The 13,664-nt window shown below is 71.6% G+C and carries 15 protein-coding genes; 1 reads left to right on the forward strand and 14 read right to left on the reverse strand.

Features of this window, described 5'->3' with window-relative positions; all coding sequences use genetic code 11:
- Nucleotides 1-179: 179 nt before the first annotated feature.
- The 14 genes from ABZ659_RS13530 to ABZ659_RS13595 all read right to left on the reverse strand — a co-directional run bounded on the left by ABZ659_RS13530 (nt 180) and on the right by ABZ659_RS13595 (nt 11,371).
- Entirely contained in the window at nt 180-806 is a 627-nt protein-coding gene (locus tag ABZ659_RS13530) for an OmpA family protein (protein WP_360217998.1), read from the reverse strand.
- A gap of 8 nt (nt 807-814) precedes the next feature.
- Entirely contained in the window at nt 815-1,396 is a 582-nt protein-coding gene (locus ABZ659_RS13535; protein ID WP_360217780.1) for a hypothetical protein, read from the reverse strand.
- 34 nt (nt 1,397-1,430) lie between these two features.
- On the reverse strand, nt 1,431-2,039 hold the full coding sequence (locus ABZ659_RS13540) for a pilus assembly protein TadG-related protein (RefSeq protein WP_360217783.1): 609 nt from the start codon (nt 2,037-2,039) through the stop codon (nt 1,431-1,433).
- Entirely contained in the window at nt 2,036-2,233 is a 198-nt protein-coding gene (locus tag ABZ659_RS13545) for a hypothetical protein (RefSeq protein ID WP_360217786.1), read from the reverse strand. Before ABZ659_RS13545 ends, ABZ659_RS13540 begins: the two co-directional genes overlap by 4 nt.
- 115 nt (nt 2,234-2,348) lie before the next feature.
- Nucleotides 2,349-3,125, reverse strand: coding sequence for a response regulator transcription factor (locus ABZ659_RS13550; protein WP_360217789.1), 777 nt, complete (start codon nt 3,123-3,125; stop codon nt 2,349-2,351).
- Nucleotides 3,126-3,138: 13 nt separating this feature from the next.
- Nucleotides 3,139-4,464, reverse strand: a complete 1,326-nt coding sequence (locus tag ABZ659_RS13555) for a histidine kinase (protein ID WP_360217792.1) — start codon at nt 4,462-4,464, stop codon at nt 3,139-3,141.
- 17 nt (nt 4,465-4,481) lie between these two features.
- Nucleotides 4,482-5,369: a DUF5936 domain-containing protein gene (locus ABZ659_RS13560; RefSeq protein WP_360217795.1), complete on the reverse strand. Its 888-nt coding sequence runs from the start codon at nt 5,367-5,369 to the stop codon at nt 4,482-4,484.
- A gap of 21 nt (nt 5,370-5,390) precedes the next feature.
- Entirely contained in the window at nt 5,391-6,335 is a 945-nt protein-coding gene (locus ABZ659_RS13565; RefSeq protein WP_360217798.1) for a type II secretion system F family protein, read from the reverse strand.
- 10 nt (nt 6,336-6,345) lie between these two features.
- Complete coding sequence (locus tag ABZ659_RS13570) at nt 6,346-7,686, reverse strand: CpaF family protein (RefSeq protein ID WP_360217801.1); 1,341 nt, start codon at nt 7,684-7,686, stop codon at nt 6,346-6,348.
- Nucleotides 7,687-7,707: 21 nt separating this feature from the next.
- Nucleotides 7,708-8,064, reverse strand: a complete 357-nt coding sequence (locus tag ABZ659_RS13575) for a TadE/TadG family type IV pilus assembly protein (protein WP_360217804.1) — start codon at nt 8,062-8,064, stop codon at nt 7,708-7,710.
- Between the two features lies 1 nt (nt 8,065).
- Nucleotides 8,066-8,455, reverse strand: coding sequence for a TadE/TadG family type IV pilus assembly protein (locus ABZ659_RS13580; protein WP_360217806.1), 390 nt, complete (start codon nt 8,453-8,455; stop codon nt 8,066-8,068).
- A gap of 2 nt (nt 8,456-8,457) precedes the next feature.
- On the reverse strand, nt 8,458-9,726 hold the full coding sequence (locus tag ABZ659_RS13585; RefSeq protein WP_360217809.1) for an AAA family ATPase: 1,269 nt from the start codon (nt 9,724-9,726) through the stop codon (nt 8,458-8,460).
- A gap of 9 nt (nt 9,727-9,735) precedes the next feature.
- Nucleotides 9,736-10,440 (reverse strand): Flp pilus assembly protein CpaB, encoded by a 705-nt coding sequence (gene cpaB / locus ABZ659_RS13590; protein ID WP_360217812.1) that lies wholly within the window; start codon nt 10,438-10,440, stop codon nt 9,736-9,738.
- A 112-nt stretch (nt 10,441-10,552) separates the two neighbouring features.
- Nucleotides 10,553-11,371, reverse strand: coding sequence for a hypothetical protein (locus ABZ659_RS13595; protein WP_360218001.1), 819 nt, complete (start codon nt 11,369-11,371; stop codon nt 10,553-10,555).
- A 472-nt stretch (nt 11,372-11,843) separates the two neighbouring features.
- Between ABZ659_RS13595 and ABZ659_RS13600 the strand changes: the two genes are divergently transcribed.
- On the forward strand, nt 11,844-13,553 hold the full coding sequence (locus tag ABZ659_RS13600) for a glycoside hydrolase family 18 protein (RefSeq protein WP_360217815.1): 1,710 nt from the start codon (nt 11,844-11,846) through the stop codon (nt 13,551-13,553).
- The last annotated feature ends 111 nt before the right edge of the window (nt 13,554-13,664 follow it).

A 13,664-nucleotide genomic window follows, 5' to 3' on the forward strand; every position in this document is an offset into this window, starting at 1 on the left:
AGCGCGTAGCACGGGTCCTCGCGAGGGCCGGAACCGTCATGGGCCGACGCCGGTCTGGACGAATCCAGGCCGAGGAACAGCCCCGTCGGCGCCGCCAGCACCAGGGGGACGAGCGGCAGCACCCACCGGCCGCCCCTCGACCGGACGACCGGTGCGCGGGCTGGTGGCGGCGGGTGGTCTCAGCCAGCGCCCCTGGGGAAGGAGATCTCCACCCGGCGGTTCTTCTTGCGGCCCGCCTCCGTGGAGTTGTCGGCGATGGGGTAGTCCTCGCCGTAGCCGCGAACCTCGAAGGTGACGTTCGGGTTGTTCAGCTCCGACTCCAGGATGCCGTGCACGGCGTTGGCGCGCTGGCGGGACAGGACGTCGCCGTGGGCGGCGGAGCCCAGGTCGTCCGTGAAGCCGAAGACGCGGATCCGCGTGGCGTTCTGGGTCTTGATCTCCTCCGCGATCGCGACGATACGGGCCTTCGCCTGCGCGCTGAGCCTCGCGCTGTCCTTGCCGAACAGGACCTCGGCCTGCAGCGCGAACTTCACGTCCGCGTTGGTGTCCTCACGGCGTTCGTCACCGCTCTGGTCCTCGACGACCTGCTTGATGTCCAGCACCTTGGGTTCCGCGAGCGTGGCGCCCTCGGGGAGCTTCAGGTCGGGGTCGTTGGCGTCCAGTTCGACGGGGGCGGAGGCGGTGGCCTCGGTACCCGGGGGGACGCTGGGGTCGCCGTCGGCTCGGGCGGTCGGGGCGCCGTAGAGGGTGGTGGCGAGCATGAGGGTGGTGGCGGTGAGGGCCAGGGGGAGTCGGGTGGCGGTCATGGTGGGGGTCACCCGGAGATCGTGATCGTGGCCGTGGCGAACATGGGCAGTTGGAAGTTCACTTCGCTCGTGCTGCTGGGAGGCGCTGGGAACTGCATGAACACCGGAAGAGACTCTCCGGCCTTGAGCGCCGGGAAGTTCGTCGTCGTCAGCGGACGACCATCCGTGTCGCGAAGAACGTAATAGCGCTTCTTTCCCTGTGAGTCCACGAGAGTGGCTCCCCCCAAGGACCTGCCGTTCCGGATGATCTCCGTCTCGTTCCCGCTGACCTGGGACGGCACGCTCACCGTATTACTGCCGTCGTTCTTCAGGGTGCCGCCCACAGTGACGAACCCGCCGGAGTCCCTCGTGGCGGACGTGAGGTGGAGCAGCAGACCGTCCGGTCCCCGCAACTCGGCCAGCACCTCGTCCGCCTGCCCTTGTTGGGGGCTTGCTTCGGAGCCGTTTCCCTTGGAAGCGGACGCTGACGCCTGCGGTTTCTCCTCCTCCCCTCCGCCACCACCGCAACCAGCCACGCCGAGGGCCATTCCGGCCGCAACGGTCAACGCGACCATCCCCTTGCGGGCCTTCGTCGTGAACCGAATGCTCATGACTCCGCTTCCTTCATCACTTGTCGTTCGCTTGTCAGTCGGCCAGATGGACGTCGAAGAGGTCCTTGGGTTCCGGGAGATCCAGGAGGTTGTCCGGGTCGAGGTCCCAGATCGCGCCCCCCTTGCAGGTGAGACTCGGCAACACGTCGTCCTCGGCGTCCTCGGGCAGGGGCTTGAAGCCGCAGCGGGGTTCGATGACCGCGGTGGCAGTCGCCGTCGCGTGCCTGCTCTCGGTGCCGGGCACGATGCTGTCCCCCACCGGGTCGTCGGTCTCCACCTCGACCGTGAAGCGCAGCGGCTCCGGGCTGTAGCAGCCCGCTCCGGTCAGGTGGGCGCCGTTCTGGGTCGCCAGTTCCTCCGCACGCCAGCACGAGGGCTCCAGGTCCTGCACGTTCCCGTCGAAGATGTCCTGCCACCGGCCCGGGTCCAGCACGTCCGTCAGCCATCTGCCCGCCAGCAGGTCCCGCCGGTCCTGGGCCGCCGCGAGGGCCGCGGCGTCCGCCGCCGTCTGGGCCTCGTTCCGGGTCGCCGCGGCCTGGCCGACCGCGAAGTACGCGAACGCGAGAAAGAGCAGGCCCCCCACCACGGTGATGTAGATGGGGAAGGCCTGCCCTGCGTCGCCGTGCCGCCGAGAGCGCGTCAACCGCCGGTAACCCGGGTGACCTGGTCGGTGATCGCGTTGAAGATCGTCTGCCCGATGTCCGTCCCCACGATCGCCAGCACGATCGCCACCACCACCGCGATGATCCCCAGGTACTCCACCGCGGTCTGTCCCTCGTCGCTCCGGGCCGCGCGGGACCTGAGGTAAGAGGCGGTGGTGTGGAGCCAGTTGCTCATGGTGTTCCCCTTCGGTAGCGGCTCGCGTGCCGTTCTCGATGGCAGAACCGTACGGGTGGGTGGGCGGCCCGGCGAAGGGTCCCAGGGCCCAATCATGGCGGGGGGCGCGCATGGGTCAACCCACCTCCTGTCGGGAGCCGGGGGCCGTGCCCAGCCACTTCGCGGCGGCCTCGGCGCGGCTGGTGCTGTGGAGCTTGGCGAAGATGCGGTTGATGTGGTTCTTGACCGTCTTCTCGCTGATGAAGCAGGCGGCGGCGATCTGCTGGTTGGTCATGCCGGACGCGATGAGGTCCATGATCTCCGCCTCCCTCGTACTGAGCTGGAACCGCGACCGGTCGGGAACGCCGCCGCGCGTCCACCCAGGGGACGACTGTGCCACATCCGGTTGCAGTTGCGAAAGGTTCGACACAGGAACAGTTGAGGAGATCTTCATGGATTCCTGAGGGGAGTTGGCTGCCATTGACACTCCGTCCGGCTCGCGTTCACATTGCAGACGCAACGCATCCGTCGCCGACGATGTGCAGGGCCGTCCGCCCGCCGCCACGTCCCGTACCGCGGTCACCAACTGCTCCGCCGTGAACTCGCCGTGGACGAGGTAGCCCCTCGCCCCCCTCAGTGACGCCTCCCGCACGGTCTCCGGCTCACGGCTGTACGTCAGCATCAGGACCGGCGCGAACCGGGCGAGGTGCGGCAGCGCCGAGAGGCCGTCCATGACCGGCATCCGGACGTCGAGGAGGATCACGTCGGGCCGGTGGGCGCGCGCGGCGGCGCGGGCGGCGCGGCCGTCCGCCGCCTGGGCCACGACCGTGATGTCCGGGCGGCCGGAGAGCAGGGCGGTCAGTCCGGCCCGCACCACCGGGTTGTCGTCGGCCACCAGCACACGCAGGGTCATCGGCGGCCTCCTCTCAGTTCGTCGTGGGGGGTGAGGTGTGCAGTGCTGCCAGGGGGAGGTCCAGGCGGACCTCCGTGCCCCTGGCGTGGGCGCCCTTGCCGATGCGGATCCGGGCGCCCACCGAGGCCGCCCGTTCCACCATGCCGACCACGCCGAAGTGGCCCGTCCTGCGGAGGTCGTCGAGCGTGGTGTCCGCGGGCAGGCCGCGGCCGTCGTCGTGGACGCTGATGCGGAGCAGGCCGCCCTCCACCGCGGCGGTCACGTCGACCCGGGTCGGGTCCGCGTGGCGGTGGGCGTTCTCCATGGCCTCGGCGGCGATGGAGAGGAGGTGGCGGGCGACCGTCGGCGGGACGGGCGGGACCGTCCCGCCGCTCGGGGGGTGGTAGGTGGCCGGGACTCCGGTGCGGGCGGTGAAGTCCTCGGTGCGGGCCTCCAGTTCCAGCAGGACGTCCGTGTCGTGGACCGGGTCCGACTCCCGGCGCAGGTCGGCCAGGAGTTCCCGGGACTCGGCCACCGCCCTGCGGGCCGAGCGGGCCACCAGTTCCGCCTGTCGCCGCACGGACGCGGGGTCCGTCGTGTCGGCCGAGGCGGCGAGGCCCTCGGCGGCCAGCGCCACACCGTGCAGGGTCTTCGCCACCGAGTCGTGCATCTCGCGCGCCAGCCGCGCCCGTTCCGCCGCGATCGCCTCCGTCGCCGCCAGCCGGGCCTGCACCACCGTCAGGGCCTGCGTCGCCTCGCCGAAGCGGAGCATCAGGTTGCGCAGCGTCGAGCCGACCGCGCCCGCGATGACGCACAGGCCGGGCAGGAGCAGCGCCTCGGCCACCGACGAGCCCGGTGTCTCCGTGAGCGTCGCGTGGACGACGAGCAGGATCAGCGACTGAAGCGACGCGAACACCGCCGCGCCCCGCCAGCTGTAGAGCAGGCCCGCCAGCAGCGGCGTCGTCACGCTGACGTAGGCCAGCGTGGTGTCCGGGCCACCCGAGACCAGCAGCAGGGAGCCGAAGAGGGTGTCGACAGCCAGGAGGGTGGGGTGGCGCAGCAGGAGCGGGCCGAAGCGCTCCCAGTCGCGGAAGAGGACGTAGGACACCATGAAGGTGATCACCACGGCCACGCTCACCAGCGTCACGCCCACGCCCGGGGCCGCGTTCAGCAGGGCGGCGGGGGCCGCCAGGGCGATCATCGCCAGCCGGAAGCCGAAGACCTGGCGGCACATCGCCTGGAGGGCGTTGATCTGGATGCTCAGGGCGGGTGTGGTGACCTCCGGCGTCCGCGTGGTCCGTGCGCGGCGCCGGAGCAGGCCGAGGCCCGCGTCGTCGTCCGACGGCTGCCAGGTCGGCATCCTCTGCGCCCTCCCCCCTACTCACCCGTGATCGACCCGAAGTCCGTCCCCGACCCCAGCAGCAGGCCCGCGCCGAGGAGTATCAGGGTGGCCGGGACCATGAACGTCGTGATCATCATGGTGGCCTTGGGGACCGCGCGGGCGGCCTTGCGGCGGGCGTTCTGGGCGTCGGTGCGGCGCATGTCCCTGGCCAGGGAGACCAGGGTGTCGACGATGGGGGCGCCGAGTTCCTCGCCCTGCTGGAGGGCGGAGACGAACATGGCGACCTGTTCGGAGTCGTTGCGGCGGCGCAGTTCGGCGAAGGCCTGGCGGCGGCTCATGCCGAGGTCCATCTGGCGCAGGGTGATGCGGAGTTCGTCGGCCCAGGGGCCCTCGTAGCGCGAGGAGACGCGGTCCAGGGCCTGGCGGAAGCCGAGGCCCGCGCTGACGACGACCGCGAGGACGTCCAGGAAGTCGGGGAGGGTGCGTTCGATCTCGTCCTTGCGGACCCGGATCGCCGACCAGATGCCGACCTCCGTCCAGAACGCGCCGAAGGCGAGCAGCAGCAGGGCGACGAGGTACTGGCCGCGCAGGACGAAGACCAGCGCGCCCACGCCTCCCAGGGTGCCGTAGACCGCGCGGCGGGCGGCGTAGCGGTCGATGGTGAGGCCGCCGGGGTTGCCCGCGAGGTCTATCTTGCGGCGGTACCTGGCGACCTGCTTGGGGCCCATCAGCCGGAGTACGGCGGGGGCGTAGCGCATCCCGAGGCGGTCGACGACGGAGTCGACCGCGCCGGTGCGGGTGGCGCCGACCTCCAGGGCGAGGGCGAGGTCGCTGGGGAGCTTGGTGTCCGCCCGGTACATGCGGACGCCCGCGAAGGCGCCGTAGACCGCGAGGCCCATGAGGAGTGCCAGCAGGAGTGCCATCGGTGAGTCGACCTTCCCGGCTCAGACGTCGATGCGGGACAGGCGGCGGATGAAGACGAAGCCGACCGCGTAGAGGGCGAAGGCGACGAGGACGGCGCCCTGGCCGACCGGGGAGCCGGTCATGCGGTCGAGGGCGCCGTCCTTGACGCCGTTCATCAGGAACAGGGAGCCGACACCCATCAGCGGGACGGCGTACGAGGTCATGCTGACCTGCGAGAGCTGGGTCCGTACCTCGCGCCGGGTCTCCTTGCGCTCCTCCAGCGTCTCGGTGAGGTTGCGCAGCGCGGCGACGACCTGGCCGCCCGCGCGGTTGGACAGGACGAGGGTGGTGACGAGGACGACCAGTTCCCGGGAGGGGAGCCGGTCGGCGAGTTCGCCGAGGGCGTCGTCCATGGAGGCGCCGAGGGCGAGCTGGTGGGCGACCTGGGCGAGTTCCTCCCCGGCCGGGGCCTCCAGCTCCTCCGCCGCCATGCCGATCGCGGTGCGCAGGGCGAGGCCCGCCTGGGTGGCGTTGGCCAGGATGCGGGCGAGTTCGGGGAGCTGGTTGATGAACTTCTCGATGCGTTTCTGGCGTTGCCAGTTCAGGAACTGCACCGCCGCCCAGACGCCGAGGAGTCCGGCGATCGGGCCGAAGAACGGGGCCAGGGTGGCGTGGCCGACGAGCCACAGGCCCGCGACCGTGACCAGCAGCGCGGCGGAGAACTCGCCGGGGGTGACGTCCAGGCCGGTGGCGGCGAGGCGCAGTTCCAGGCGCCTGCCGAGGCGGGTGCGGCGTACCCGGCGGTCCAGGCCGCGGAAGTAGCGGCGGCGGCCGGCGACGGGGATCTGGCCGGTCGCGGAGAGGCGGTCGATCAGGGCCTGGCGCTGGGCGCGGCCCAGGGCGTAGGCGTGGCTGCCGACGACGGCCAGGACGCAGGCCAGCAGGGTGATGCCGGTGGTGAGGGTGACCAGGGTGTCGAGTTCCATGGGGTGGGTCCTACTTACCTGCTTCTCGGGCGGCCAGCTGGGCGGGTGACTGGGCGACACCGAAGGCCGGGGGGAGGGCCTGGCCCGCCATGTAGAGGCGGTCGGCGACGCGGCGGGGCAGGGGGAAGTGCTGGAAGGCGCCGTAGACCCGGCCGTCGGCGGCCATCGGCCGGGCGGCGAAGCGGGCGACGGTGGCCAGCCGGTACGGTTCGCCGCCGTGGCTGTCGAGCAGGGCGACCTCGGTGACCCGGCGGGCGCCGTCGGCGAACCGGGTGAGCTGGACGATGACGTCCACCGCGCTGTTGATCTGGTCGTGCAGGGCGATGAAGGGGACCTCGACGTCCGACATGGAGGCCAGGGTCTGGAGCCGCATCAGCGCGTCCTCGGCGCTGTTGGCGTGGACGGTGGCCAGGGAGCCGTCGTGGCCGGTCGACATGGCCTGGAGCATGTCCAGGGACTCGCCGCCGCGGACCTCGCCGACCACGATGCGGTCGGGGCGCATCCGCAGGGAGTTGCGGACCAGGTCGCGGATGGTGATCTCGCCCTTGCCCTCGACGTTCGGCGGGCGGGACTCCAGGCGGATGACGTGGGCCTGCTGGAGCTGGAGTTCGGCGGAGTCCTCGATGGTGATGATGCGTTCGCGGTCGGGGATCAGGCCGGAGAGGGCGTTCAGGAGGGTCGTCTTCCCGGTGCCGGTGGCGCCGGAGACGATGATGTTGAACTTCGCCTGCACCAGACCGGCGAGCAGGTACAGCATCTGCTCGTCCAGGGAGCCGAACTCGATCAGCTCCTGGAGCGTGAAGGAGCGCGGGAAGCGGCGGATGGTGAGGGTGGCGCCGGTGAGGGACAGCGGCGGGATGATGACGTTGACGCGCTCGCCGGACGGGAGGCGGGCGTCGACCATCGGGTTGGACTCGTCGACGCGGCGGTTGACCGTGGAGACGATGCGTTCGATCGTCTGCATGAGCTGGTCGTTGGAGGCGAAGCGCAGCGGGAGCTGCTCCACCCTGCCGCCGCGCTCGACGAAGATCGCGTCCGGGCCGTTGACCATGATCTCCGTGATCGACGCGTCCTCCAGGAGGGGTTCGAGGATGCCGAGGCCGAGCGCCTCGTCGACCACCCTGCGGATCAGCTGGGAGCGCTCGACCGTCGACAGCACGGGGCCCTCGCGGCTGATGATGTGCCCGAGGACCCGTTCGAGGCGGGCGCGGCGCTCGGCCGCCGCCAGGGCGCTCATCTCCGCGAGGTCGATCTCCTCCAGGAGCTTGGCGCGGTAGGAGGCGACCAGGTGCGCGTCCTCGCCCCGGTGGCCGTTCTCCTCGGGGGAACTGATGCGTGCCCGCAGGCTCATGCCGTACTCCTCACGCCTCGGTCAGTCGTCCGACGGCATCGTGGCGGTCTTCGTCGCCGGGCCGAAGTCCCAGCCGGGGACGACGGACGGGATCTCGACGGTGGCCGTCACCCGCACCTCGTCGCCCAGGTCGGCCTCCGCGCAGCCCGTGCCGTCCGCCAGCCAGGAGCTGACCGCGCCCTGGCAGGTCTGCTGCACCGGGCCGTCGAGCGAGGCGCTGCGCGCGCCCGCGCGGGCGGCCGTGCCCGCCTGCTGGGCGGTGTAGGCGACGAGGCCGAGCTGGACGCCCGCGAGGGCGATGACGAGCAGGATCGGCAGGAAGCCCAGGTACTCGATGGCGACCTGGCCCCGGTCCCGACGTGCGCCGCGATGCCGCATCTCAGTCCACCGTCTCCTCTACGACGGCCCCCGCGTGGCCCGTGACCTCGAAGGGGAACCCGACGGCGCCGGGGAAAAGCACCGGCACCCGCAGGCGCACCTCGGCGGTCACCATGCCGCCGCCCTCGCCGCAGGACACACTCGCGCCCCCCTCCCACGCGCCCGGCAGGTTTCGCAGGCCCGCCTGTTGGCAGGCCCCCTGCCGGTCCTCCGCCGCCGTTGCCGCCCGTACCGCCTCGTCAGCAGCGTTCCCCGCGAGCGTGAAGGTGTACCCCACAAGGACGAACTGCCACAGCAGTACCAGCGTCAGCAGGATCAGCGGGGTCATGCCCAGGAACTCGATGGCGACCTGGCCCCGGTCCCGCTCGGCGCGCCGTACGGGCGTCCACATCGCTAGCCCCCTCCGTCCCTGCGCCGCCGGAAGACGAGCGAGCCGCGGTCGCCGCCGCCCCGGGTCCGTCCGCCGCCGCCCTTCTGGGCACCGCCCTCCGGTGCCCTGACCAGGCCGAGTTCTCCCGCGAGGGTCCACAGGGCCTGCTTGACCACGCTCCTGTTGTCGAGTTCGTGCAGGCGTCCGGCGTCCACGGCGCCCTGGAGTTCCCTGTAGTGGGCGGGGACGGTGGTCGAGGCGACCGCGGTGCCGGTGATCCTGCGGATCAGCGGCGGCTGGATCTCCGTACCGCGGGTGTGGCGGTTGACGACGACGGTGGTCTCCTCGGCCTTGCGGATCTGGAGCCGGTCCCACATGCGGACCACGCGCTTGGCGCCGCGCACGGCGAGCACGTCGGGGGTGGTGACGAGGACCGCCGTGTCGGCCATCTCCACCGCCGCCGCGCTGGCGCCGCTCAGCTGGGCGCCGCAGTCGATGACGACCAGCTCGTAGCGGGTGCGCAGGGCGCTGACGATCTGCCGGGCGGCCCGGTCGGTGACCTCCTCGCCGCGTTCGCCCTCGCCGGGCGCGAGCAGCAGGGCCACGCCGGTGTCGTGCCGGAAGACGGCGTCGGCGAGGACGCGCGGGGAGATGTCGTTGATGGCGGCCAGGTCGGCCACGGAGCGGCGGAACTGGACGTCCAGGTAGGAGGCGATGTCGCCGGACTGGAGGTCCATGTCGACGAGGGCGGTGGCCCGGCCGGACGCCTGCGCGGCGAGGGCGAGCTGGATGGCGGTGAGGGTGGCGCCGACGCCGCCCTTGGCGCCGCTGACGGTGACGACGGTGCCGCCCGCGCCGGTGAAGACGTCACCGCCGTGTCCGAGGTGGCGGCGTACGCCGACGGACCACTGGGCGACGGCCTGAACGCGGTGGGCGAGTTCCTCGTAGCCGAGCGGGAGGGTGACCAGGCCGCGGGCGCCGGAGTCCATGGCGGCGGAGAACAGGCCGGGGCTGGCGTCGGAGGTGACGAGGATGACGCCGACGGCGGGGAAGCGGAGCGCGACCTCGCGGATCAGCTCCAGGGCGGGGACGGGGCCGACGCGTTCGTGGACGATGACGACCTCGGGGAGTTCGTCGACGGACTCGGCGGCGAGCCGGGCGAGGGTGTCGACGAGCTGGGTGGAGTCGGCCACCGGGGCCACCGGCTCGGCGTCCGGGAGCTGGCTGAGCAGGGTCGTGAGGGACCGGACCGCGTCCGGGTCGCCGACCGCCGGCAGGATCCTCGTGGGCATACGGACCTCTCACTTGTCCTTCGCGAGTTCGTACGTCCGGTCGGTCTCCGGGACGGTGGTGTCGGTGCCGGGCGCGACCAGGGCGAGCCGGACGCGCTGGGCGAACGACTCGGCGTACGTGATGCGCTGGGCGTCGATGGTGGACAGCGCGAAGGTGATCGGGACGGCGTCGGTGGGGCGGCCCCGGCTGTCCTCGTCGCGTTCCAGGGAGGTGAGCCTGCCGACGTCGAGGACCCGGGCGTCGGTGACGATGATCTTCGACTGGTCCGGGTCGCCCTCGCGCTCCCCGTCGAAGGTGGCGTAGACGTTGACCGTGGAGCCCGGTGTGATCTTGCCCGCCACCCCGGTCGCCGCGTCGATCATGATGGCGACCTCCTGCTCACCGGCCTTGAGGGCGGGCTGGTCCACGATCATGTCGTCCTGGAGCAGGGAGCCCTCGTGCAGGGTGGTGACCGCGATCTTGCCCTCGATCTGCCGCAGGTCGGTGACCGCGTTCTCGGACAGCCAGCGCTCGGGCATCTCGATCTTCTCGAACTGGCCCGTGCCGAGCGGCGTGTAGGGCGCGACCTCGCTCCGGACGCGGTAGGCGGTGACTTCGGGGCCGACCTTGGACTCCACGTCGTTGATGACGGAGAGGACGCCCGCGAAGGCGGCGAGGGCGCACAGGACGGAGAGCAGCAGGAGGATCACGCCGCGGCGCTGACGGGAGTTCATGAACCGTACAACCTCATCGGGGATATCGGTCGAGCGGGCAGAGGGCGAGCGGGCAGAGGGCGAGCGGGAGCGGGCGGTGCGACCGCCCGCCGGGCGACTTCGGGCGGGGGGCTCATCCGGCCGCGATCTGGCGCGGCGGGTGCGTGGTGACCGGCGCGGTGGCGGAGCAGAAGACGCAGCGGTCGCCGATGACGTCGATGCCGCACCAGTGGCAGCTGCCCTGTCGCACCGAGGTGACGAGCTGGTAGAGGACCGACAGGTCGGGCAGGAAGGTGCAGAACTCGACGAGCCGGCCGGTCCCCCACCACACGGCGGACTCGGCGGGCGGCGGCACCTCGCGCACCCCCTGGACCCGCCAGGCGGGGGCGAGGGTGCCGGTGACCCAGTCGGACGGGAGCTGGCTCCGGGCGACCAGCATCCAGGTGCCGAACTCGGGCCCGGAGAGCCGGGCTTCGGGCCCCACGCGCACCAGCTGGGGTTCGGGGTGGGCGAGGACCCCGAACTGGCTGCCCGGCATCCAGGACCTGGCGTGCGACTTCAGGCTCACCGGGATCCGGTCGAGCCGGGCGACGGAGCCGAGGAGGGCGCCGGCGTGCAGGTAGTGGGTGAGCAGCCGTCCGGCGGAGGCGAGGACCCCGGGGGACAGGTCGCAGGAGGCGAGCTGCCGCAGCTGGCGGGCGAGGACGGCGACGCCGAGGGGCGGCAGCTCCGGGCGGAAGAGGGCGATCCGGTCGCTCTCCAGGAGGGACCGTACGGTGTGCAGCCGCCGCTCGACGGCGGCGGGGACGGCCTGGGAGCAGACGACGACCACATGGCCGTGCAGCTCGACGAGGGACACCATTTCGGCCAGCACCTGGTCCAGCGGGCGCTTGTCGACGTCCTTGAGGACGACGGCGGGCATGGTCCGCTCGTCCTGTGGCGGCAGCGCCATGTCGGCGCTGGTCACGGCAATGGCAGTTGGCACGCGCAGCTCCCCGATTCCCCATGCCCGGCGGCCTCGCCGTGATCACTCGGGCGGCCTTGGACGACTTCACTGCGTGACTACCTCAGCACTGTATCCACGCGCGTATGACCGGAGAACAGCGTTTCTGTAGCTGTGGGACAACTGGCGTGGCACAAGACACGTCATACCGGGGCACGGCGACCATCCCACCCTCTCCTCAAGGCGTACGAGCGGGTCACGGGGGTTGACCCCGGACCCTTCTCCGACCACCTCGTCCACTACCCCTCCGACCACCCCCGGCCACCTCCGCGGCCGTCCGAAAAAGGGCTGGTGCGCCCGGGACCCCTCCTGCCCGAGTCGGCCTGGACCCCTTGACAACTCAATTGGCCTAGACCAACTTGTAGGCGCACGGTGGCCACCGTCGTCCGCAACGACCCCCACTCCCCCACCGGAGGCCCCAGTGGACCGCGCACGCAGACCCAGACGCCCCAGGAGCGGCCGGATACGACTCTGGTCCGGAGCCGTCACCGCCGCGCTCGCCCTCTCCCTCACCGGCGCCCACCAGGCGTCCGCCGCGGACGTCAACAACGCCCGGAACGCGGGCTTCGAGTCGGGCCTCGCCCACTGGACCTGTTCCGCCGACAGCGGTACGACCGTCTCCTCCCCGGTGCACGGCGGCTCGGCCGCGCTGAAGGCGGCCCCGGCCGGGCAGGACAACGCCCGCTGCTCCCAGACCGTCGCCGTCCGCCCCGACTCGACGTACTCGCTGAGCGCGTGGGTACGGGGCGGGTACGCCTACCTCGGCGCCACCGGCACCGGCACCACCGACGTCTCCACCTGGACCCCGGACTCCGGGTCCTGGAAGCATCTGACGACGACGTTCACCACCGGCGCCAGCACCACCTCCGTGACGGTCTACACGCACGGCTGGTACGGCCAGCAGCCCTACCTCGTCGACGACGTCTCGGTCTTCGGACCCGACGGCGGCGGGGGCACCGACCCCGACCCGGTGGTCCCCGCCACCCCGGCCGGCCTCGGCGTCTCCTCCACGACGGCCTCCTCGGTCTCCCTGCACTGGAACACCGTCTCCGGCGCCACCGGCTACAACGTCTACCGCAACGGCACCAAGGTGACGGCGGTGACCGGGACCTCGGCGACGGTGACCGGCCTCGCGGCGGCCACCTCGTACACCTTCCAGGTCACGGCGACCAACGCGGCCGGTGAGTCGCCGAAGTCGACAGCCGTGACGGGCACGACGACCACCGACCCGGGCGGCGGCACCGGCGTGCCCAAGCACGCGCTGACCGGCTACTGGCAGAACTTCGACAACGGGGCGACCGTGCAGCGCCTCGCCGACGTGCAGGCGCAGTACGACATCATCGCCGTCGCCTTCGCGGACGCCACCGCGACGCCGGGCGCCGTGACCTTCAACCTGGACTCGGCGGGCCTCGGCGGCTACACCGTGGACCAGTTCAAGGCCGACGTCCGGGCCAAGCAGGCCGCCGGGAAGAAGGTCGTCATCTCGGTCGGCGGCGAACTGGGCACCGTCCGCGTCGCCGACTCCACCTCGGCGGCCAACTTCGCCGACTCGGTCTACGCCCTGATGCAGGAGTACGGCTTCGACGGCGTCGACATCGACCTGGAGAACGGCCTCAACCCGACGTACATGTCCCAGGCGCTGCGGTCGCTGTCGCAGAAGGCGGGCCCCTCGCTGGTCCTGACGATGGCCCCGCAGACCATCGACATGCAGTCCACGTCCGGCTCCTACTTCCAGACGGCGCTGAACGTGAAGGACATCCTCACCGTCGTCAACATGCAGTACTACAACAGCGGGTCCATGCTGGGCTGCGACGGCAAGGTGTACTCGCAGGGCTCGGTGGACTTCCTCACCGCGCTGGCCTGCATCCAGTTGGAGGGCGGGCTCGCCCCGTCCCAGGTCGGCATCGGCGTCCCCGCCTCGACGCGGGGCGCGGGCAGCGGCTACGTCTCGCCGACCGTGGTGAACAACGCCCTGGACTGTCTGGCCCGGGGCACCAACTGCGGCTCCTTCAAGCCGTCCCGGACCTACCCGGACCTGCGCGGCGCGATGACCTGGTCGACGAACTGGGACGCGACGGCCGGCAACGCCTGGTCCAACGCCGTCGGACCGAAGGTGCACGGGCTGCCGTAACCGGTCCCGCAGTAATCCACAGCAATTCACCCAGCCCCCCGGACGCCGACCGGGGGGCTTTATACATGACGGCGATATCGATCCGCCAGCGTGCCGACAATTCGGGCGTCG

It is taken from the genome of Streptomyces sp. NPDC006997, assembly GCF_040635175.1.
Classification (GTDB): Bacteria; Actinomycetota; Actinomycetes; order Streptomycetales; family Streptomycetaceae; genus Streptomyces.

Bases quoted from the DNA above. Each gene is read 5' to 3' on its own strand.
- ABZ659_RS13570 (WP_360217801.1), bottom strand. From the start codon at position 7,686: ATGAGCCTGCGGGCACGCATCAGTTCCCCCGAGGAGAACGGCCACCGG.
- ABZ659_RS13550 (WP_360217789.1), bottom strand. From the start codon at position 3,125: ATGACCCTGCGTGTGCTGGTGGCCGACGACAACCCGGTGGTGCGGGCC.
- ABZ659_RS13555 (WP_360217792.1), bottom strand. From the start codon at position 4,464: ATGCCGACCTGGCAGCCGTCGGACGACGACGCGGGCCTCGGCCTGCTC.
- ABZ659_RS13575 (WP_360217804.1), bottom strand. From the start codon at position 8,064: ATGCGGCATCGCGGCGCACGTCGGGACCGGGGCCAGGTCGCCATCGAG.
- cpaB (WP_360217812.1), bottom strand. From the start codon at position 10,440: ATGAACTCCCGTCAGCGCCGCGGCGTGATCCTCCTGCTGCTCTCCGTC.
- ABZ659_RS13560 (WP_360217795.1), bottom strand. From the start codon at position 5,369: ATGGCACTCCTGCTGGCACTCCTCATGGGCCTCGCGGTCTACGGCGCC.
- ABZ659_RS13595 (WP_360218001.1), bottom strand. From the start codon at position 11,371: ATGGCGCTGCCGCCACAGGACGAGCGGACCATGCCCGCCGTCGTCCTC.
- ABZ659_RS13535 (WP_360217780.1), bottom strand. From the start codon at position 1,396: ATGAGCATTCGGTTCACGACGAAGGCCCGCAAGGGGATGGTCGCGTTG.
- ABZ659_RS13545 (WP_360217786.1), bottom strand. From the start codon at position 2,233: ATGAGCAACTGGCTCCACACCACCGCCTCTTACCTCAGGTCCCGCGCG.
- ABZ659_RS13580 (WP_360217806.1), bottom strand. From the start codon at position 8,455: ATGTGGACGCCCGTACGGCGCGCCGAGCGGGACCGGGGCCAGGTCGCC.
- ABZ659_RS13585 (WP_360217809.1), bottom strand. From the start codon at position 9,726: ATGCCCACGAGGATCCTGCCGGCGGTCGGCGACCCGGACGCGGTCCGG.
- ABZ659_RS13530 (WP_360217998.1), bottom strand. From the start codon at position 806: ATGACCGCCACCCGACTCCCCCTGGCCCTCACCGCCACCACCCTCATG.
- ABZ659_RS13565 (WP_360217798.1), bottom strand. From the start codon at position 6,335: ATGGAACTCGACACCCTGGTCACCCTCACCACCGGCATCACCCTGCTG.